21 protein-coding genes are annotated in these 17,704 nt (G+C 70.5%); 14 read left to right on the forward strand and 7 right to left on the reverse strand.

What is annotated here, in order from left to right; translation table 11 throughout:
* Positions 1-16 precede the first annotated feature (16 nt).
* Positions 17-499, forward strand: coding sequence for a hypothetical protein (locus LBN7_RS12135; protein ID WP_341947375.1), 483 nt, complete (start codon positions 17-19; stop codon positions 497-499).
* Between the two features lie 12 nt (positions 500-511).
* Here the strand turns inward: LBN7_RS12135 and LBN7_RS12140 are convergent, their stop codons facing one another.
* Entirely contained in the window at positions 512-1,477 is a 966-nt protein-coding gene (locus LBN7_RS12140) for a WYL domain-containing protein (RefSeq protein ID WP_341947376.1), read from the reverse strand.
* 69 nt (positions 1,478-1,546) lie between these two features.
* Between LBN7_RS12140 and LBN7_RS12145 the strand changes: the two genes are divergently transcribed.
* On the forward strand, positions 1,547-2,698 hold the full coding sequence (locus LBN7_RS12145) for an epoxide hydrolase family protein (protein ID WP_116633805.1): 1,152 nt from the start codon (positions 1,547-1,549) through the stop codon (positions 2,696-2,698).
* Positions 2,699-2,731: 33 nt separating this feature from the next.
* Here LBN7_RS12145 and LBN7_RS12150 read toward each other — a convergent pair whose 3' ends face one another.
* From LBN7_RS12150 to LBN7_RS12165, 4 genes are read right to left on the reverse strand one after another with little or no spacing between them, the layout of a single operon-like run.
* Complete coding sequence (locus LBN7_RS12150) at positions 2,732-3,295, reverse strand: GNAT family N-acetyltransferase (protein ID WP_407359777.1); 564 nt, start codon at positions 3,293-3,295, stop codon at positions 2,732-2,734.
* Positions 3,244-3,669: a DUF1801 domain-containing protein gene (locus tag LBN7_RS12155; RefSeq protein ID WP_407359778.1), complete on the reverse strand. Its 426-nt coding sequence runs from the start codon at positions 3,667-3,669 to the stop codon at positions 3,244-3,246. The genes LBN7_RS12150 and LBN7_RS12155 overlap by 52 nt, the downstream gene beginning before the upstream one ends.
* A 1-nt stretch (position 3,670) precedes the next feature.
* Complete coding sequence (locus tag LBN7_RS12160; protein ID WP_116633807.1) at positions 3,671-4,264, reverse strand: HhH-GPD-type base excision DNA repair protein; 594 nt, start codon at positions 4,262-4,264, stop codon at positions 3,671-3,673.
* A 27-nt stretch (positions 4,265-4,291) separates the two neighbouring features.
* Positions 4,292-5,596, reverse strand: coding sequence for a glutamyl-tRNA reductase (locus tag LBN7_RS12165; protein ID WP_341947382.1), 1,305 nt, complete (start codon positions 5,594-5,596; stop codon positions 4,292-4,294).
* A gap of 72 nt (positions 5,597-5,668) precedes the next feature.
* Between LBN7_RS12165 and hemE the strand changes: the two genes are divergently transcribed.
* Positions 5,669-6,694, forward strand: a complete 1,026-nt coding sequence (gene hemE, locus LBN7_RS12170; protein WP_116633809.1) for a uroporphyrinogen decarboxylase — start codon at positions 5,669-5,671, stop codon at positions 6,692-6,694.
* Here hemE and LBN7_RS12175 read toward each other — a convergent pair.
* Entirely contained in the window at positions 6,652-7,575 is a 924-nt protein-coding gene (locus LBN7_RS12175; RefSeq protein ID WP_341947383.1) for an NAD(P)H-binding protein, read from the reverse strand. The genes hemE and LBN7_RS12175 overlap by 43 nt on opposite strands.
* A 67-nt stretch (positions 7,576-7,642) precedes the next feature.
* Here LBN7_RS12175 and LBN7_RS12180 point away from each other — a divergent pair, with 67 nt between their 5' ends.
* The 10 genes from LBN7_RS12180 (at position 7,643) to LBN7_RS12225 (ending at position 15,530) form a co-directional block, all read left to right on the forward strand.
* Complete coding sequence (locus LBN7_RS12180; protein ID WP_116633811.1) at positions 7,643-7,975, forward strand: metalloregulator ArsR/SmtB family transcription factor; 333 nt, start codon at positions 7,643-7,645, stop codon at positions 7,973-7,975.
* A gap of 26 nt (positions 7,976-8,001) precedes the next feature.
* A complete protein-coding gene (locus LBN7_RS12185) occupies positions 8,002-9,507 on the forward strand; it encodes an FAD-dependent oxidoreductase (RefSeq protein WP_341947384.1) in 1,506 nt (501 codons plus the stop codon).
* 105 nt (positions 9,508-9,612) lie between these two features.
* On the forward strand, positions 9,613-10,014 hold the full coding sequence (locus LBN7_RS12190; protein ID WP_116633813.1) for a hypothetical protein: 402 nt from the start codon (positions 9,613-9,615) through the stop codon (positions 10,012-10,014).
* 1 nt (position 10,015) lies between these two features.
* On the forward strand, positions 10,016-10,423 hold the full coding sequence (locus LBN7_RS12195; protein ID WP_116633814.1) for a phage holin family protein: 408 nt from the start codon (positions 10,016-10,018) through the stop codon (positions 10,421-10,423).
* Positions 10,410-10,685 (forward strand): hypothetical protein, encoded by a 276-nt coding sequence (locus tag LBN7_RS12200; protein WP_116633815.1) that lies wholly within the window; start codon positions 10,410-10,412, stop codon positions 10,683-10,685. The genes LBN7_RS12195 and LBN7_RS12200 overlap by 14 nt, the downstream gene beginning before the upstream one ends.
* A 45-nt stretch (positions 10,686-10,730) precedes the next feature.
* Entirely contained in the window at positions 10,731-11,408 is a 678-nt protein-coding gene (gene hemQ, locus LBN7_RS12205; RefSeq protein WP_282215750.1) for a hydrogen peroxide-dependent heme synthase, read from the forward strand.
* Between the two features lie 8 nt (positions 11,409-11,416).
* Positions 11,417-12,412, forward strand: coding sequence for a hydroxymethylbilane synthase (gene hemC, locus LBN7_RS12210; protein WP_407359779.1), 996 nt, complete (start codon positions 11,417-11,419; stop codon positions 12,410-12,412).
* On the forward strand, positions 12,409-13,203 hold the full coding sequence (locus LBN7_RS12215; RefSeq protein ID WP_116633818.1) for a uroporphyrinogen-III synthase: 795 nt from the start codon (positions 12,409-12,411) through the stop codon (positions 13,201-13,203). The genes hemC and LBN7_RS12215 overlap by 4 nt, the downstream gene beginning before the upstream one ends.
* Positions 13,200-14,177, forward strand: coding sequence for a porphobilinogen synthase (gene hemB, locus LBN7_RS12220; RefSeq protein WP_407359780.1), 978 nt, complete (start codon positions 13,200-13,202; stop codon positions 14,175-14,177). Before LBN7_RS12215 ends, hemB begins: the two co-directional genes overlap by 4 nt.
* A 30-nt stretch (positions 14,178-14,207) precedes the next feature.
* Positions 14,208-15,530, forward strand: coding sequence for a glutamate-1-semialdehyde 2,1-aminomutase (locus LBN7_RS12225; RefSeq protein ID WP_116633820.1), 1,323 nt, complete (start codon positions 14,208-14,210; stop codon positions 15,528-15,530).
* Between the two features lie 98 nt (positions 15,531-15,628).
* Here the strand turns inward: LBN7_RS12225 and LBN7_RS12230 are convergent, their stop codons facing one another.
* Positions 15,629-17,074 (reverse strand): DUF222 domain-containing protein, encoded by a 1,446-nt coding sequence (locus LBN7_RS12230; protein WP_407359781.1) that lies wholly within the window; start codon positions 17,072-17,074, stop codon positions 15,629-15,631.
* A 134-nt stretch (positions 17,075-17,208) separates the two neighbouring features.
* Here LBN7_RS12230 and LBN7_RS12235 point away from each other — a divergent pair, with 134 nt between their 5' ends.
* Positions 17,209-17,658 carry a hypothetical protein gene (locus LBN7_RS12235; protein ID WP_116633822.1) on the forward strand — a complete coding sequence of 150 codons (450 nt, stop codon included), beginning with the start codon at positions 17,209-17,211 and terminating at the stop codon, positions 17,656-17,658.
* Positions 17,659-17,704: the final 46 nt, after the last annotated feature.

A 17,704-nucleotide genomic window follows, 5' to 3' on the forward strand; every position in this document is an offset into this window, starting at 1 on the left:
CCGCTATGCTGACGGCATGATCGAGGAGTGGAGCGAGTTCAACGTGGCCATGGCCGGGGCCACCGCCGCTCTGGTCGGCCTCGTGATCGTCGCATCCAGCGTGAACATCGGCGAGATCATCAAGTCGCGCACGCTCACGGCGCGGCTGCTGGCCGGGATCGCGGCGCTCGTGCTCGCCCTCGCGGTGTCGGCGATCAGCCTCGTGCCCGGGATCGACCGCGTCTGGTTCGGAGTGGTGACCGTCTTCGCGTCGCTCCTGGCGGCGATCTTCCAGGTGCACGCGACGCGGCTCATCGCGACCGACCCCGACCCCGCCGACCGGGCGCGACCGCTCAAGTACATCGTGGGCTTCCTCCCGCTCCTCGCCTACCTCGTCGCCGGCGTGCTCGTCCTGATCGGGCATCCGGCGGGCCTCTATCTCGCCGCGGCCGGATGCCTGCTGGCGATCGTGTCCGCGATCGTGGTGTCGTGGGTCGCGCTGGTCGAAGTGCTGCGCTGAGCGGATGCCGGCTCAGGAGGCCGGGGACCCGGCGACCGCCCGCGCATAGCGCTCCGAGAGCACCTGCAGGCGGGGGATGAGCTCCGGGGGCGATTCCACCGTGAAGTCCATCATCAGCATCCCGATGTAGGCGGCGACCGTGTCGAGGCTGTCGGCGCCGGTCACCAGCACGCAGTGGTCCTCGTCGATCGGCTCGACGGCGCCGACCGCCGGATGGATGCGGTCGAGTACCTGCTGCGTCGGCGCATCGATGAGCAGACGCGCGTGCACGTTCCAGCCGCTCTCGGCGATCGTGCGCATCATGAACGCGGTGTAGTCACCACCGGGCAGCGGCTGCGGGTCGAAGCGCCGTCGCGTCGGCATCCGCAGCTCCATCCAGTCGACGCGGTACGTGTGCCATCCGCCGCTCTGCGGGTCTCGTCCGACCAGGTACCACCGGCGATGCCAGGTGAGCAGTCGGTAGGGCTCCACCAGCACGGGCGCTTCCTGGTAATCGAACCGCAGCCACTCCTCGTTGCGGATCGCGCCCGCGATCTCGCGCAGGACGGTCGCGTCGACCACGGGGTCGGGTGCGTCGGTGTCGTTGTTCTCGGGCGCACGGTCGATCGTCGTCTTCAGTGCATCGACCACTGGGCGCAGGTGCGACGGCAGCACCTGCTCGAGCTTGGCGAGGGCCCGCGCGCCGGACTCCTCGACGCCGGCGATGCCCGCCGCGGCGCGCAGCCCCACCGTGACAGCCACGGCCTCCTCGTCGTCGAGCAGAAGAGGGGGAAGCTTGCCGCCGGAGCCGAGGCGGTAGCCGCCGACGGCTCCGCGTGTCGCGTCGACCGGATAGCCGAGTTCCCGCAGACGATCGACGTCGTGGCGGATCGTGCGCGAGGAGACTCCCAGGCGCTCGGCCAGGTCTCGGCCGGAGCGCTCCGGGCCCGTCTGCAGCAGCGAGAGGAGGGCCAGGAGCCGGGCGGTGGGATCGGCCATGAGAATCCCTTCGAGGAAGTTCTTTTATTAGGAACATATCCTACCTAATGAGGAAATATCGTCGAAGACATGAACAACACAACCGCTCCCCTCAGCATCCGCCCGTTCACCGTCTCGGTCTCCGCCGCCGAGATCGCCGATCTGCAGGATCGTCTCGCCCGCACCCGGTTGCCCCAGCCCTCTCCCACCGACGACTGGGATGCCGGCACCCCCAACTCCTACCTCCGTGAGGCCATCGAAGCATGGCGCTCGTTCGACTGGGCCGCCGCCCAGGAGCGGATCAACGCCGTCCCGCACTTCACCACCGAGATCGACGGACAGACGATCCACTTCATCCACGTCCGCTCCGCTCACGAGGGTGCGACGCCGCTCCTGCTCGCCCACACGTACCCCGGCTCGGCCGTCGACTATCTCGACGTGATCGACCGGCTCGTCGACCCGGTGGCGCACGGCGGCCGCGCCGAGGACGCCTTCGACGTCGTGATCCCGGATGCTCCCGGCTACGGCTTCTCGCAGCCGCTGGCCTCGGCCGGCTGGACCACGGCGAAGGTCGCCGCGGCCTACGACCAGCTGATGCGCGGCCTCGGCTACGACAGCTACGGCATCCACGGCTCCGACAACGGCGCGATGGTCGCGCGTGAGCTCGGGCTGCTCAACCCCGAGGGATTCCTCGGCCTGCACGTGCTGCAGCTGTTCTCGTTCCCGTCGGGCGACCCGTCCGAGTTCGAGCGGCTGGAGCCGCAGGACTACGCCGGCCTGGAGCACATGCAGTGGTTCCAGTCCGTCGGCGGGTACAACACGATGAACTCCTCGCGGCCTCAGACCGTCTCGGTGGGCATCAGCGACTCCCCGATCGGACTGCTCGCCTACAGCGAGCTGTTCAACTCGTTCGGCAACGGCACCTCGCTCGTGACGCTCGAGCAGATCCTGCTCGAGGTCAGCGTGAACTGGTTCGCCAACGCGGCCTCCGGCATGAGCCGCAGCTACCTGGAGAACGCCCGCGCCGACGGCGGGGAGGACGCGGCACCGCAGATCAACGCCGCGCCGACCGGGGTCGCGGTGTTCAAGGACGACTTCCAGACGATCCGGGTCTTCGCCGAGCGCGACAACTCGAACATCGTGCACTGGAGTCGCTTCGACGAGGGCGGCCACTTCGCGGCCCTCGAGCGTCCGGATCTCGTCGCCGGCGACATCCGCGCGTTCTTCGCCGGGCTGCGCTGAGCGCGACCGCCCCGAGACCCCGCCCCGCTGATCTCAGCCGGGCGGGGTCTCGTCGTGCAGGTCGAGCCACATGATGCGCAGGCCCACATCGCCTTCGATCGGATGCCGGAATGCACCGGGTGCGATGCCGATCGTGCGGAAGCCGAGATCCTCGTACAGGTGGACGGCGGACGCGTTCGTCTCGACCACCGCGTTGAACTGCACTGCCGCGAAGCCCTCGCGCCGCGCCCAGCCGATCATGTCCTCCACGAGGGTCCGTCCCACGCGACGCCCCCTCGCGGCGACGTCCACCATGAAGCTCGCGGATGCCACATGCGACCCCGGCCCCGGACGATTGGGGTACATGTTCGCCGTGCCGAGCACCCGCTCGCCGGACACCGCGACGACGGTCCGCGCCGGAGCGCCCAGCATCCACATCTGGCGTGCGTCGGCCTCGCCCATGCCGGGGTCGTAGGCGAAGGTCGTCTGCTCGCGGATGACCTCGCGGACGATCGTCCAGATCTGCGGCCAGTCGTCACCGGTGGCTTCGCGCACCGTGACGGCGCTCAGCTCGTGACCTCGATCCGCACCTCGTCCGTGCCGCCGGATTCCGCCCACGCGAGCGAGCGTTCGAGGATGCCGCGGAGCGCGTCGAGGTCGATCTGCTCGAGGTCCTTGATGTAGACGCAGCTGACACCGGTCGTGTGCGGCCCGAGCTGCGCGAGCGCCTCGGCGTGGGCGTCTGTGCCGTCGAGCAGGTAGATCGTCGTGGATGTCTTGCGCGGAGCGAAGCCGAGGAGTCCGGTGTCGCCCTCTGTGCCGGTCGGGTAGCGGTAGTGGCACGAGCCGAATCCGATGATCGTGCCCCAGGTCGCGGGCTCACGGCCCGAGATCTCCTGCATCAGCGCGGTCAGCGTCTCGGCATCGCGCCGGCGGATCGCGGGGGTCGCGCGGGCGATGAGGCCGCCGACATCGCTCCCGGTCGGCTCCATGTCAGGCCTTCGCTTCCTTCGCCGCGAGTTTCATCGCCTTCTTGTGCTCGCGCACCTTCGTCAGCGACTCGGGCGAGACGATGTCGGCGACGCTGCGGTACGAGCCCTCCTCGCCGTAGACGCCGGCGGCCTCGCGCCAGCCCGCGCCGGTGAAGCCGTACTGCTTGCCGAGCAGCGCCAGGAAGATCTTCGCCTTCTGCTCGCCGAAGCCGGGGAGGGACTTGAGGCGCTTCAGCACCTCGGCGCCAGACGGCTGGGTCCCTGAGCCCGTCGAAGGGCGCGTCCAGAGTGCGCTGGCATCCCCGCCCCAGTCGTCGACGAGCGTCTGGCACAGCGTCTGCACGCGCGTCGCCATCGATCCGGGGAAACGATGCACGGCGGGAGTCTGCTGGAAGGCCTCGAGGAACTCGTCCGGCGCCATGCCGGCGATCGCGGCGGCATCCGTCGCGCCCGTGCGCTGCTCGATCTTGAGCGGACCGGCGAACGCGGTCTCCATCGGGACCTGCTGGTCCAGCAGCATCCCGACCAGCAGAGCCAGCGGGTTATCGGTCAGCAGTTCGTCGGCGGCGGTGTCTCCGGTGATGTGAAGGGCCATGCCTCCAGTCTCCCACCGAGTCCGGCGTCACGCGATCGAGGACTCGGGCCCCTGCTCGGCGGCCGGCTCGACGGGGTCGATGCCGTAGAGCGCGCCGAGCGCCGCGGCGAAGTCGTCCGCGCGCCCGGCGGCGGCCAACTCGTGCGCGCGCGTGGTCGGCGTGTGCAGGAGGACGCCGGTGAGGTGGCGGAGCGCCTGCTCCACACGGCCGTCCTCGTCGCCGCGGGCGCGAGCGCGGGCGATCTCGGACTCGAGGAGAGAGAACATGTGCGTGCGCAGGGCGACGACCGACGGGGTGACGCTCTGCCGGGCGCCGACGACGTGGAACGTGTCGGCGGCCTCGCGCACCACGCTGCGCGCGGCATCCGTCGCCTGCAGCTCTTCGAGCGGGGCGTGCAGACGGATGGTCTCGAGGTCGAGCAGTGCCACGCCGTCGAGAGTGCCGACGGCAGGGTCGACGTTGCGCGGCATGCCGAGGTCGACGACGAGCTGGGTGTGCGGGCCCACGGGGCATCCCGTGGCGGCGACGCCGACCGGGTGCTGCAGATGCTCCGGGCCGAGCACGGGCTCTGTCGCGGTCGTGCAGGTGATCAACAGGCTCGAGTGCGCGGCGGTGCGGGCGTACTCGGCGGCGGAGATAGGGCGGATGCCGTGCTTCGCGGCGAACACCTCGGCGCGGCCGGAAGGCGAGTACACCGAGATGTCGACGGCGCCGCGTTCGCGCAGCGTGGCGAGGGTGACGGCGGCGTAGGCGCCTGTTCCGACGAGCAGCACGCGCTCAGCGGACCAGTCGGCGATGCGGCTGTCGGCGAGCTCGAGGGCGAGGCGCACGAGGGAGCGGCCGGCGCGGCCGAGGGCGGTGACGTTCTTGACCTTGCGCTGCGCCTGGCTCGCGCGCTGGAACAGCCGTTCGAGCTCGGGGGAGGTGGTGCCGTCCTTGCGTGCGGACTTCAGTGCGCGGCGCACCTGGCCGGCGATCTCGCCCTCGCCGGAGACCACGGATTCGAGACCGGATGCCACGGAGAACAGGTGCTCGGCGACGCGGCGACCGGAGTGCACGGCATAGGCGCCGTCGAACTCGGCGGCTGCGACACCGGTCGTGGCCTCGACCGCCTCGAGCACGGCCTCGACGCCGATCGCGCCGGCAGCCGTGACAGGCTCGTCCATCTCGACGTACGCCTCGAAACGATTGCAGGTCGCCAGAACGACCGCACCCTGCACGCACGGTGTCATGTCCACGAGGGTGGAGGCGACGTCGTCGGGGGTGCGGCTCAGGCGTTCGAGCAATTCGAAGGAGGCGGTCTTGTGACTCGCCGTCACACACAGCAGCACCCGACGATTCTACCTGAGCGCACGGCCCGGGGTCTCCGCGGACTCATAACGACCGGATGGGAGGATGGAGGCATGGCCCTCTCCGACGCTCCGCTGCTGCGCGCCCTCGCAGGCTCCCGCCCCGCTCACACCCCGGTGTGGTTCATGCGTCAGGCCGGCCGGTCGCTGCCCGAGTACCGCGAGCTGCGGGTCGGCACGCGGATGCTGGACGCCTGCCTCACGCCCGACCTGGCGGCCGAGATCACCCTGCAGCCCGTCCGCCGGCACGGCGTCGACGCTGCCGTGTTCTTCAGCGACATCGTGATCCCGCTGCGTCTCGCGGGTGTCGAGGTCGAGATCGAGCCCGGGCGCGGGCCGGTGTTCGCGAACCCCGTGCGCACGGCATCCGATGTCGACCGGATCACGGCCATCGATCCGGAGTCGCTCGACGGGACCGCGATCGCCGAGGCCGTCCGCCTCGTCACCGCCGAGCTCGGAGACACCCCGCTGATCGGCTTCGCCGGCGCGCCGTTCACGCTCGCCGCCTACCTCGTCGAGGGCGGGCCGTCGAAGGAGCACCTGCGCGCACGGGCCATGATGCACGCCGATCCGGAGTCGTGGAACCGCCTCGCCGGCTGGCTCGCCCGGGTCTCGCGCCGGTTCCTCGAGACGCAGCGCGACGCCGGAGCATCCGTCGTGCAGCTCTTCGACAGCTGGGCGGGTTCGCTCAGCCCGGCCGACTACCGCGCGTTCGTCGCCCCGCACTCGCACGCGGCGCTGCAGGGCATCGGCATCCCGACCATCCACTTCGGCGTGGGGACCGGACCGTTCCTCGCCGACATGCGCCTCGACGGTGTGGCCGACGGCGTCGGCGTCGACTGGCGCCAGCCGCTCGACGAGGCCGCCGCGATCCTCGGACCGGATGTCACGGTGCAGGGCAACATCGATCCCGCGCTGCTCTCCGCGCCCTGGTCGGTGCTGGAGGCGCATGTGCGCGACGTGCTCGAGCGCGGTCGCGCCGCACGCGGCCACATCCTCAACCTCGGTCACGGCGTGCCGCCCGAGACCGACCCCGATCAGCTCACGCGCATCGTCGAACTGGTCCACGGCCAGCGCTGACGCCCGCGCGCGATCCGCAGATCGGACAGCCCGAAACGCCCCTCGGGGAGCGCAGCGCGGATGCGCTCGTCGCTGAACGGGCGTGATGGCCGGAGGCCGACGGGCACCTCCGGCGCGGGCGGCGCGGCTTCGCTCACTCCCTCGGCCAGCATCCGCGCCTGAGCCTTCGCGACCAGCGGGACGACCATGGCCCATTCCGTGAGCTGCGCGAGCACCCGGACGGTCCACACGGGCACGGGGAGGAACGCGGGACGACGCCCGGCGACCCGGGCGATGCGGCGGATGGCCTCGCCCAGCGTCACCTCGTCGACACCCATCACGGCGACCGTCGGGTCGGGGATGCGCCCCTCGAGAGCCGCGACCAGCACATCGACAGCGTCGTCGATCGGCACGGGGCGGGCGGTGCGCTCGCGGTAGCCGACGGTCCAGAACATGGGCAGGGTCCGCACGGCGCGCGTGACGTGATCGACCATGTGGTCGCCGGGGCCGTAGATCATGCCGGACTTGAGGATCGTGTGCGGGATGCCGGAACCGCGCACGATCTCCTCGGCCTCCCACTTGGACTCGTGGTAGCCGGAGCCGCAGTCGGGGCGTGCACGCAGGAAGCTGACCATCACGATCCGCCGGACACCGGCACGGCGCGCGGCCTCGACGACGGCCCTCGTCCCCTCGACGTGCACGCGCCGGAACGTCTGATCCCCGATCTCGCGGTTGATGCCGGCGCAGTGCGCCACCGTGTCGCATCCCTCGAAGGCGGCGGCGAGGGCGTCGACGTCGGTGATCTCCACTCCGCTGCGCCGGGAGATCACGACCGCGTCGTCGAGGCGCTCGGCCAGGTGCCGTCCGACGAATCCGGTGCCGCCGGTGATCGCAACTCTCATGATGTCGCTCCTTCGCTTATTAGCTATGCAGCTAAAGAGTATCTAGCGAAGATGCTATATTGCAAACATGGCAGATAGCGCGTCCGACATCTTCGCAGCGCTGGCGCATCCCACCCGGCGGCAGATCCTGCAGGATCTCAAGGCCGGCGAGCTCGCGGCCGGAGAGATCGCCTCGCGGTTCTCGGCGAGCGGGCCGACCATCTCCCGGCACCTGAGCGTGCTCCGTCAGGCCGGGCTCGTGAGTGAGCGGCGCGACGGCAACCGCATCCTCTACTCGCTCGTCGGCGAGCGGCTGGCGCTCTCCGTCGGCGACTTCCTCTCCACCGTGTGCCCCGAGCAGATCGTGCTGCGCGAGGTCCGCAAGCGAGGGCGCGGCACCGTGACGCCCGTCGAGGCCTGATCGGCGCCGATGCGAGAATTGACGGCATGACCGTCGACTCCTCGAGTGAACCCGCCGACCTCGCCGCTCGCGCCGCAGAGAAGCACGTCGTCGTCATCGGCGGCGGCGTCGGCGGTCTGATCGCGGCGCGCGAGTGCGCGAAGGTCGGCATGCGCGTCACGCTGCTCGAAGAGGCGGATGCTGTCGGCGGGGCGATCCGTCGAGCCGAGCTCGGCGGCGTCGTGGTGGATGCCGGGGCCGAGAGCTTCGCGACTCGGGGCGGTCACGTGCGCGCCCTGCTGCAGGAGCTCGGGCTGACCGATCGCATCGTCGCGCCCGAGGCCGGGAGCGCCTGGCTCGCCGGCATCCCCGGCGTCGGTGCGGCACCGCTGCCCGTCGGCGGCATCCTGGGCGTCCCCGCGAATCCGTTCCAGGACGACGTGCGTCGCGTCATCGGCTGGTCCGGTGCGTGGCGCGCCTACCTCGATCGCGTGCGCCCACCGCTGACGATCGGGCACCAGCTCAGCCTCGGCAAGCTCGTCGCGTCGCGCATGGGCGCCAAGGTCCGCGACCGCCTCGTCGCGCCCGTGACCACCGGCGTCTACTCCGCGTCGCCCGACGACGTCGATGTCGACGTCGCCGCCCCGGGTCTCAACGCCGCGCTCACGCGGGTCGGCTCCCTCTCCGGCGCCGTGCAGGCGCTCCGCGAAGGCGCCGCCGGTGCCGCGAAGGCTCCGGGTGCCGCGGTCGAGGGGCTGACCGGAGGCATGGGTGTGCTCGTCGATGCGCTGGTGGAGGACCTGGAGCGGCTCGGCGCCGAGGTGCGCACCGGCGTGCGCGTGCGGAGTCTTCGCAGGGCAGCTGCGACGTGGACGATCGACGCCGAGATCGAGCCGGATGCCGAGGCGGAGGCCGCCGAGGACGAGGTGCCGACGGAAGGGCTCTCGCTCGATGCGGATGCCGTCATCGTCGCCACGTCGGAGGAGGCCGCGCGCTCGCTCCTCACCTCCGGGGCCCCCGCACTCGCAGACGCCGCGCCGTCGTCGTCGCCGGAGATCGAGATCGTGACGCTGCTGCTCGACGCGTCGGGCCTGCGCGCCGCCCCGCGCGGAACGGGAGTCCTGACCGTGCCGGGCAGCCACATCGCGAAGGCTCTCACGCACTCCACCGCCAAGTGGGGCTGGCTGCGCGATGCCGCCGGCGATCGGGAGATCGTGCGCGTCTCGTTCGGCGCGCAGGGCGAACCCGCGGCGACCGCGGATCTGAATGACGACGACGCCGCGCTGCTCGCACTGCGCGAGGCATCCGCTCTCCTCGGCGTGCCCCTCGCTCCCGCGAACCTCCTCGCCGCGCACCGGGCTCGCTATGTGCAGTCGCAGCCCGCGTCGATCATCGGCTCGGGCGAGCGGCGCGCGGCCGCACGCGCCGCCGTGCAGGCCGTTCCGGGTGTCGCGGTCGTGGGCGCCTGGCTCGCCGGCACCGGCCTCGCACAGGTCATCCCGGACGCGAAGGACGAGGCGGATCGCCTGCGCCGAGCCCTGTTGTGGGACTGATGAATCCCCATGTGTCAACCCCTCGGCCCTCTAGATGCCGAAATCGGCATACGGGGTTACGCTGAGTACCTGACCCGCAGGACTCGAACAACGTGAGGAGACCCCATGAAGGGGAAGATCGGACTCGTCGTAGGACTCGGCGTCGGCTACGTCCTCGGCACACGTGCCGGGCGCGAGCGCTATGAGCAGATCAAGACGCAGTGGCTGAAGCTCTACCACCTGGACCCCGTGCAGGAGCAGGTCGAGAAGGTCAAGGATTTCGTCGGTGACAAGGCTGCGGCCGTTCCCGGCGCGCTCTGGACGGGGGCCGTGAAGGTCGTCAAGTCCGTCAAGAGCAACGGCACCCCCGGGCAGAAGCTCGACGCCGTGATCGCCTCCGGCAAGGAGGCCGCGGAAGAGGTGGCCGAGGCCGCCGACGACGCCGTGGACGAAGTGAAGGCGAAGGCGAACACCTCCGCCGCGAAGCCGGCGACGAAGAAGCCTGCTCCGAAGAAGCCCGGCGCCTGAGATGCCTCGCGGATACCGGGACCGCGCCGATGACAGTCTGCTGACGCTGCTCGGCGACCTGCCCGAACTCGTCACGAATCTCGTCAAAGCCGAGGTCGACTCGGCCAAGGCGTGGATCTCGAAGACCGCGAAGGACGCCGGGATCGGTTCCGTCTGGTTCCTCGTCGCGCTGTTCTTCCTCTTCTGGGCCGTGCCGGTCATCCTCGTCTTCGCGATCGCCGGACTCTCGTCGTGGTGGCCGGTGTGGCTCTCGGCTCTGGCGGTCCTCGGCATCCTGATCGTCGCCGTGCTGCTGTTCGCGCTGCTCGGCATCCTGAAGTTCCGCAAGGTCCTCCGGCGTCAGAATCCCGCCCAGGCGGTCGCGGAGGACATCCGAATCGTGAAGGAGGCCGGCGATGACGAATTCTGAGTCGCTCGTACCGCGCACCGTCGTTCCCGCCGGCATCGTCGATCCGCGGGACTCCGCGCGCGCCGAGCTGAAGGCGGCGCTCGCCGCCATCGAGGTCAAGGGCAACATCCCCCGGCGCATCGAGAAGGCGTCGACGCGCGGCATCGCGAAGGCGCGCTCCTTCGCCGACCGCAACCCGATCGGCGCGGCTGCGGCCGTGATCGGGATCGCGGCGGCGGTGGGCGGGTTCGTCTGGGTCGTCGCCCGCGCGATCTCTCGCTGAGACCCCGCGTTCGCGGCACCTCCGCAAAGGGGGCAGACTGGAGACATGTCCGAAGCGCTCGAAGAGAACCCGTCCGGATTCACCCTCTGGGCCGTGTGGCGACGCAATCCCGACGTCCCCGTCACGGAGTCCGACTCGACCGAACTCGAGACGATCGTCTCGTACGTCGAGGACTCCGGCGTCACCGTACGCGGCTTCTACGACGTCTCGGGGCTGAAGGCCGACGCCGACCTCATGGTGTGGCTGCACGGCGAGACGGCCGAAGAGCTGCAGAAGGCGCTCCGTCGTCTGCGCCGCACCGAGCTGCTGCGCTCCCTCCTCCCGGTCTGGAACGTCATGGGCGTGCACCGCGACGCCGAGTTCAACCGCGCACACGTGCCGGGGTTCCTCCGCGGCGTCGAGCCGAAGGACTGGCTCTGCCTGTACCCGTTCGTGCGCACCCCCGAGTGGTACCTGGCTCCCGAGGAGGAGCGTCGCAAGATGCTCGCCGATCACGGTCGCAAGGGCGCTGCGTTCACGGGCGTCATCGCGAACACGGTCGCCGCGTTCGCCCTGGGCGACTACGAGTGGCTGCTGCCGCTCGAGGCCGATGACGTCACGGAGCTCGTCGACCTCATGCGCGATCTCCGCTACACCGACGCGCGTCTCTACGTGAAGGAGGAGGTGCCCTTCTACACGGGGCGCCGTCTGCGCTTCGACGAGATCGCGGACGTGCTGCAGTAGGCCGCCCGATGAGCACCCCGATCCGCCTGGGAACCCGGCGCAGCGCGCTCGCGCAGGCGCAGTCCGGTCATGTCGCCGCCGCCCTCGAGAAGGTCTCCGGGCGTCCGGTCGAGCTCGTCCCGATCACGAGCGAGGGCGACACGAACCGTGCGTCGCTCTCCGAGATCGGCGGCCAGGGCATCTTCGCCACGCGTCTGCGCGAGGCGCTGTTCGCGGGGGAGTGCGACTTCCTCGTGCATTCGCTGAAGGACCTGCCGACCGCCATCCCCGACGGCCTCATGATCGCGGCGACGCCGAAGCGCGAGGACGCGCGCGATGTCGTGCTCACCCGCCTCGGGATCCCGCTGCACGAACTGCGGTCGGGAAGCACCGTCGGCACGGGGTCGCCGCGACGGATCGCCCAGGTGCACCGCCGGGCGCCGCACGCCGAGGTCGTCGACATCCGCGGGAACGTCGACTCCCGCCTCGCGCGGGTCGCGTCCGGCGAGCTGGACGCCGTGATCCTCGCCGCAGCGGGACTCTCCCGGCTCGGCGCGGAGTCGCGCCTCCGGCGGGAGGAGCTCGGCCTCGCCGAGTGGCCGACCGCACCGGGGCAGGGATCGCTGGCCGTCGAGACGCGGACGGACGCTCCGGCCGAGCTGCTTGCCGCACTCGCTGCCCTGGACGACGAGGAGACCCGTCTCGCCACCACCGTGGAGCGCGCTGTGCTGGAGGGACTGGATGCCGGATGTCAGGCTCCGATGGCCGCTCATGCGGTGGTCGAAGGGTCCGCGATCCGAGTCAGGACGGTCGTCTACGCCCCCGACGGGGGCCGTCGGATCGGCCTCGACGTCACGGAAGCCCTGAACGGGGAGTATATTCGTCGGAACGGCAGTGGCAATGGAGCGGATGCTGCCGATGGTGCAGACCCGATGCACGCAGCGCGCGAGCTCGGGTTCACTGTTGCCCGTCGGCTGCTCGATCAAGGGGCGGCTGGCCTCGTTTCCCGAGAGCAATCCCTATGACATCCGATTCGAAGCAGGACCTACCGCTGTACGGCTGGCGCATTCTCGTGCCCCGTGGCGGGCCGTGGGGCGACGGCGTCGCCGCCAGCCTCCGCGCCCAGGGCGCGGTGCCGGTCGTCGCACCCCTCATCAACTTCGCCCCGACCAATGACCAGGCCGCGCTCGACGTCGCGTTGGAGCAGCTGGCAGCCGGCGCCTTCGACTGGCTGACGATCACGAGTGCCACGACCGTCGACGTGCTGTTCGCCCACCGCGCGGTGGTGCCGCGGACGACGAGGATCGCCGCGGTCGGCGAGACCACGGCGGCGGCTCTGCAGGCTGTCGGCTACGAGGTGACCCTGGTTCCGGCGCAGGACAACTCCGCCGAGGGGATGGCCGAGCAGCTGATCGCCCTCGAGACGGAGCCCCGCCGCATCCTCGCCCTGCGCAGCGAGATCGCGAAGCCGGTGCTCAGCACTCTGCTCTCGAACGCCGGACACGATGTCGCGAGCGTCGTCGCCTACCGCACGGTCGGGGTCCCGGTCACGGAGCGGATCCGCCGGGACGTCGAGAACGGCCGGATCAACGCGATCCTCGTGACGAGCGGCTCGGTTGCCGAACAGGTGCGCGAGCAGTTCCCCGAGATCCCCGACGAGACGCTGCTCGCAGCAATCGGCCCGCGCACCGCACGCGATGCTCAGAAGGCCGGCCTGCCGGTGTCTGTGGTCGCCGACCGCCAGACGGTCGACGCGCTCATCGATGCCGTCTCGCACTTCACGCTTCCGCACGCGGCCGACGAGTTCGCGCCGTGAGCTTCCCCGAGGTCCGCCTGAGGCGGCTGCGTCAGTCGCGCGCCGTGCGCGATCTGGTCCGTGAGACGTCGCTGGAGCCGCGTCAGCTCGTGCTCCCCCTGTTCGTGCGCGAAGGCCTCTCGGAGCCCGTGGCGATCGGCTCGATGCCGGGTGTGGCGCAGCATTCGCTCGACTCTCTCCGTGCGGCAGCCGTCGAAGCCGCGGAGGCGGGCGTCGGCGGTGTGATGCTGTTCGGCGTTCCCGCGGTGCGCGATGCCCGTGGTTCTGGTGCCGACGACCCGCAGGGCATCCTGAACGTCGCGACCGAGGCTCTGGCGGCCGAGGTCGGCGATGCCCTCGTCGTGCAGACGGATCTCTGCCTCGACGAGTTCACCGATCACGGGCACTGCGGTGTCCTCGACGCCGACGGTGCGGTCGACAACGATGCGACGCTGGAGCGCTACGCCTCGATGGCGCTCGCTCAGGCGCGGGCCGGATCGCAGCTGCTCGGCCTGTCCGGGATGATGGACGGCCAGGTTGCCGTGATCCGTGCGGCGCTCGACGCCGAGGGCTTCTCCGACACCCTGCTGCTGGCCTACGCCGCGAAGTACGCGAGCGCGTTCTACGGACCGTTCCGTGAGGCGGTGGACTCGCAGCTGACGGGCGACCGTCGCACGTACCAGCTCGATCCCGGCAACCGTCGCGAGGGCGTGCGCGAGGCCGTCGTCGACGAGGCCGAGGGTGCGGACATCGTCATGGTCAAGCCGGCGATGGCGTTCCTCGACGTGCTGCGGGAGGTCCGCGACGCCGTGCATATTCCGGTGTGGGCATACCAGGTGTCCGGTGAGTACGCCATGATCGAGGCCGCGTCCGCGAACGGATGGATCGACCGTCGCGCCGCCGTGCTGGAGTCGCTGCTCTCCATCCGCCGCGCGGGTGCCGACGCTGTTCTGACCTACTGGGCGACGGAAGCCGCCCGCTGGCTGCGCGCCTGAGGATCCGGCGCATTCTCTCGAAGGGCCCTGATGACCGACCGCAATGACGACCTGTTCTCCGCTGCCCGCGCGGTGATCCCCGGTGGGGTCAACTCGCCCGTGCGCGCGTACGGCTCGGTCGGCGGCACGCCGCGCTTCCTCGCCTCTGCGGCGGGGGCAAGGGTCACGGATGCCGCAGGTCGCGCCTACGTCGATCTCGTTGCCTCCTGGGGGCCGGCGCTGCTCGGGCACGCGCACCCCGAGGTCGTCGCCGCCGTGCAGGAGGCTGCCACTCGCGGGCTGTCGTTCGGCGCTCCGACCGAGGGCGAGGTGGAGCTGGCTGCGCTGATCGCCGACCGCGTGCGCTTCGGCGACATCCGTCCGGTCGAACGCGTGCGTCTGGTGTCGACAGGTACCGAGGCCACCATGACCGCGATCCGGCTGGCTCGCGGGGCCACGGGTCGCGATCTGCTCGTGAAGTTCGCCGGCAACTATCACGGGCACTCTGACGGGCTGCTCGCCGAGGCGGGCTCGGGTGTCGCGACCCTCGCTCTCCCCGGTTCGGCCGGTGTTCCGGCTCCGATCGCCGCCCAGACGCTGGTGATCGGATACAACGACCCGGAGGCCCTGGCGGCCGTGTTCGCCGAGCACGGCCCGCGCATCGCGGCCGTCATCGTCGAGGCCGCCGCGGCGAACATGGGTGTCGTCGCTCCTCTCCCGGGGTTCAACCGCCTCATCGCGGAGACCGCTCATGCTCACGGCGCGCTGATGATCCTCGACGAGGTGCTCACCGGATTCCGTGTGCACCCGGCCGGCTACTGGGGTCTGCAGGCCGCCGCCGGCGAGGACTACCTGCCGGACATCATCACGTTCGGCAAGGTCGTCGGCGGAGGGATGCCGCTGGCCGCGCTCGGCGGACGCGCTGAGGTCATGGATCTCCTCGCTCCGCTCGGGCCGGTCTACCAGGCGGGCACGCTCTCGGGCAATCCGCTCTCGGTCGCCGCGGGCCTGGCCACTCTGCACCTGGCCACGCCGGAGGTGTACGCGACCGTGGACGCGGCATCCGTCCGCCTTGCTGCCGCGCTCGACGCCGCGCTCGCGGATGCCGGGGTCACGCACGCCGTGGCCACGGCGGGCAGCCTGTTCAATGCGTCCTTCCGCGCGACTGCCCCGCGGGACTACGCCGAGGCGCAGGCGCAGGAGTCGTTCCGCTACGCCCCGTTCTTCCACTCCATGCGCGAGCAGGGCGTGGCACTGCCGCCGAGCGTCTTCGAGGCCTGGTTCCTCACGGCCGCGCACGGCGACGAGGAGTTGGAGCTCATCGAAGCCGCGCTCCCCGCCGCCGCCGCGGCCGCGGCATCCGCTCGGGCCTAGTCGGGGTCGCCAGCACGCCAGGACGCCGGCATGAGCTGGCCCGGCAGGAGCGGGCTTGGAGGAGCTGGCCTGGAGGAGCTGGTCAGGGGATTCGCCGCTCAGACGAACATGACGCGTCGCGGTGCCATGTCGGTGTAGGTGCGCCCGAGCGGACTCGTCCATTCGATGTCTCCACCGGGACGCTGTCGGGCGGTCCATCGATAGCGGCCGTCGATATCAGGATGCTTGAGCGCGTGGTGCCCCAGACACAAGTGGGAGAGGTTGTCGTTCGCCGTCGGCCCGCCTCTGGCGTGGTCGTGGTTGTGATCGATCTGGCAGCGCTGCGTCGGCATGCGACAGCCGGGGAACCGGCAGTGCTGGTCTCGTGCCCGCAGATGCCGACGCATCGCCTCGGTCGGCGAGTACGCGTCGGTCGCCGTCACCATCCCGGTGCGGTCGAGGAACAGGCGGGACCATCCGCCCGCGCGCGCAGCGAGGTCTCGCGCGATGTCGGGGTGCAGCGGACCGAATCCGTCGAACTCTGCCGGACGGTCATCGGCTCCGGCGAGGGTGGAGGCCGCGATGGTGACCTGGATCTGGGCGTGGATTCCATCGAGCCCTGTGCCGCTGGCTGCGACAGGATCGCTCGCGAGCAGCAGGTCCGTGAGCAGATCGGAGCGCACCTGATCGAGTGTGCGGTCGTCGGCCGGCACGTGCTCGATCCACGGGTCGGTCGTGTAGGTGTCTCCGCTGACGATGGAGTGCGCGTCGAGCGGGTCGTGATCGATGCGGTGTTCGTTGAGCGCAGGATCGTCCCGGTGCGGATCGTCGGCGGCGAGATCGCGCACGAACACGGCGTCGTCTCCGGAGTCGAGCGCGTCGGAGGAGAGGACAGGATCCTGCTCGTCGCGGGTGGTGATCACCTGCCGAGCGAGCCGCGTCAGCCGATCGAGGATCGCCGCGGCGAGGTGCTCGGGCAGCACCACCTGGAGCAGTGCGAGGCCGTCGTCGAGCGAGCGCATCGTCACCGCGCGCTCGCCGCGCGCGCGTCGGTGACGCTCGACCAGGGTCTCTCCGGCCAGCGACGCGGCGATCTGCCGCACCATGGCCCGCGTGCGGCCGGGGGAGTCGTGTTCGGCGATCTCGAGGGCCGCGGCGTCGTAGAGACCCAGCGTCTCGGCATCCACCCGTCCCTCCCGCACGGCCAGTCGCACGATCATTCCCGCACGGACGATCTCGCGCACGTGGGCCGCCGTGATGTCTCCCCGCCGGAAGGACTCCTGCACAGCCGGATGCTCGGAGTCGAGCAGACAGGCATCCGAGAACGCGTACTCGACGCTGCCTCGGGCCAGGCGTCCCGCCGCGGAGTACTCCGCGATCATGGAGCGGTGGATCGCGTCGCGGTGGTGCGGATGATCCTTCACATCTTGGTCGAGGATGCGCATCCGGTCGGCGAGGAACGAGGCCGCCTCGGCCTCGTTCACGGCGATCTGCCGGCGCTTCTCCACCCATGCGTCGAGCAACCGCTGACGCTGCTCGATGTCGCTTGTCGGAGAGGAGTTCATGCCTCTAGTATAGAACATATGTTCGAAAGTGCAAGAGGTGATTCGGGGCGACTGGTGCGATCCCACAACGGATCGTTGCGTTCCTGTGAGCAACTTCCAGACAACTGAGAGGGCCGCGCTGGCAGACTGGGGTCATGGTGACGTTGCTGCTGGACCAGACGCAACTGGAGGTCGTGCTCTCGCCGATCGAGCGTGCCGCCACCTTCCACCGGAGCAACCTCCGCGTCGTCCGCGACACCATCACCAAGGTGCAGCTCACGGAAGACGCCTGGACCTGGCTGCGCGGCGTGCCGAACCCCGGAACCCACATCCCCGGCGTGCTCGCCGCCGGCAGCTGGAAGGCTGCGGGCAGCCTCGACTTCGTGCTCATCCGTCGTCGTCGACCCGGTGTCGTGATTGACCTCGAGGGTGACGAGCAGTACCGTCGGCTGATCCTGAGCACGCGTCACGGTCTCGCGCTCACGCAGGCGCTCCGTCTCGACGTGTCGACCGAACCCGCAGACGTGGAGGAGATCGTCGCGACCGCGCCGACCCCCGTCTCGAAGGGCAGCCGCCGACCGGTCATCCGTCCGCGACCCGCCTGACCCGCCCGTTCATCGGGAAAGCCCTCCGCACCTTTCGGCGCGGAGG

Origin of the sequence: Microbacterium sp. LBN7 (genome assembly GCF_045690345.1) — a bacterium.
GTDB lineage: Bacteria > Actinomycetota > Actinomycetes > Actinomycetales > Microbacteriaceae > Microbacterium.

Excerpts from the sequence above, each read along its gene's own strand:
- LBN7_RS12135 (WP_341947375.1), top strand. The coding sequence starts at position 17 with ATGATCGAGGAGTGGAGCGAGTTCAACGTGGCCATGGCCGGGGCCACC.
- LBN7_RS12140 (WP_341947376.1), bottom strand. The coding sequence starts at position 1,477 with ATGGCCGATCCCACCGCCCGGCTCCTGGCCCTCCTCTCGCTGCTGCAG.
- LBN7_RS12145 (WP_116633805.1), top strand. The coding sequence starts at position 1,547 with ATGAACAACACAACCGCTCCCCTCAGCATCCGCCCGTTCACCGTCTCG.
- LBN7_RS12155 (WP_407359778.1), bottom strand. The coding sequence starts at position 3,669 with ATGGAGCCGACCGGGAGCGATGTCGGCGGCCTCATCGCCCGCGCGACC.
- LBN7_RS12160 (WP_116633807.1), bottom strand. The coding sequence starts at position 4,264 with ATGGCCCTTCACATCACCGGAGACACCGCCGCCGACGAACTGCTGACC.
- hemE (WP_116633809.1), top strand. The coding sequence starts at position 5,669 with ATGGCCCTCTCCGACGCTCCGCTGCTGCGCGCCCTCGCAGGCTCCCGC.
- LBN7_RS12175 (WP_341947383.1), bottom strand. The coding sequence starts at position 7,575 with ATGAGAGTTGCGATCACCGGCGGCACCGGATTCGTCGGACGGCACCTG.
- LBN7_RS12180 (WP_116633811.1), top strand. The coding sequence starts at position 7,643 with ATGGCAGATAGCGCGTCCGACATCTTCGCAGCGCTGGCGCATCCCACC.
- LBN7_RS12185 (WP_341947384.1), top strand. The coding sequence starts at position 8,002 with ATGACCGTCGACTCCTCGAGTGAACCCGCCGACCTCGCCGCTCGCGCC.
- LBN7_RS12190 (WP_116633813.1), top strand. The coding sequence starts at position 9,613 with ATGAAGGGGAAGATCGGACTCGTCGTAGGACTCGGCGTCGGCTACGTC.
- LBN7_RS12195 (WP_116633814.1), top strand. The coding sequence starts at position 10,016 with ATGCCTCGCGGATACCGGGACCGCGCCGATGACAGTCTGCTGACGCTG.
- LBN7_RS12200 (WP_116633815.1), top strand. The coding sequence starts at position 10,410 with ATGACGAATTCTGAGTCGCTCGTACCGCGCACCGTCGTTCCCGCCGGC.
- hemQ (WP_282215750.1), top strand. The coding sequence starts at position 10,731 with ATGTCCGAAGCGCTCGAAGAGAACCCGTCCGGATTCACCCTCTGGGCC.
- hemC (WP_407359779.1), top strand. The coding sequence starts at position 11,417 with ATGAGCACCCCGATCCGCCTGGGAACCCGGCGCAGCGCGCTCGCGCAG.
- LBN7_RS12215 (WP_116633818.1), top strand. The coding sequence starts at position 12,409 with ATGACATCCGATTCGAAGCAGGACCTACCGCTGTACGGCTGGCGCATT.
- LBN7_RS12225 (WP_116633820.1), top strand. The coding sequence starts at position 14,208 with ATGACCGACCGCAATGACGACCTGTTCTCCGCTGCCCGCGCGGTGATC.
- LBN7_RS12230 (WP_407359781.1), bottom strand. The coding sequence starts at position 17,074 with ATGAACTCCTCTCCGACAAGCGACATCGAGCAGCGTCAGCGGTTGCTC.
- LBN7_RS12235 (WP_116633822.1), top strand. The coding sequence starts at position 17,209 with ATGGTGACGTTGCTGCTGGACCAGACGCAACTGGAGGTCGTGCTCTCG.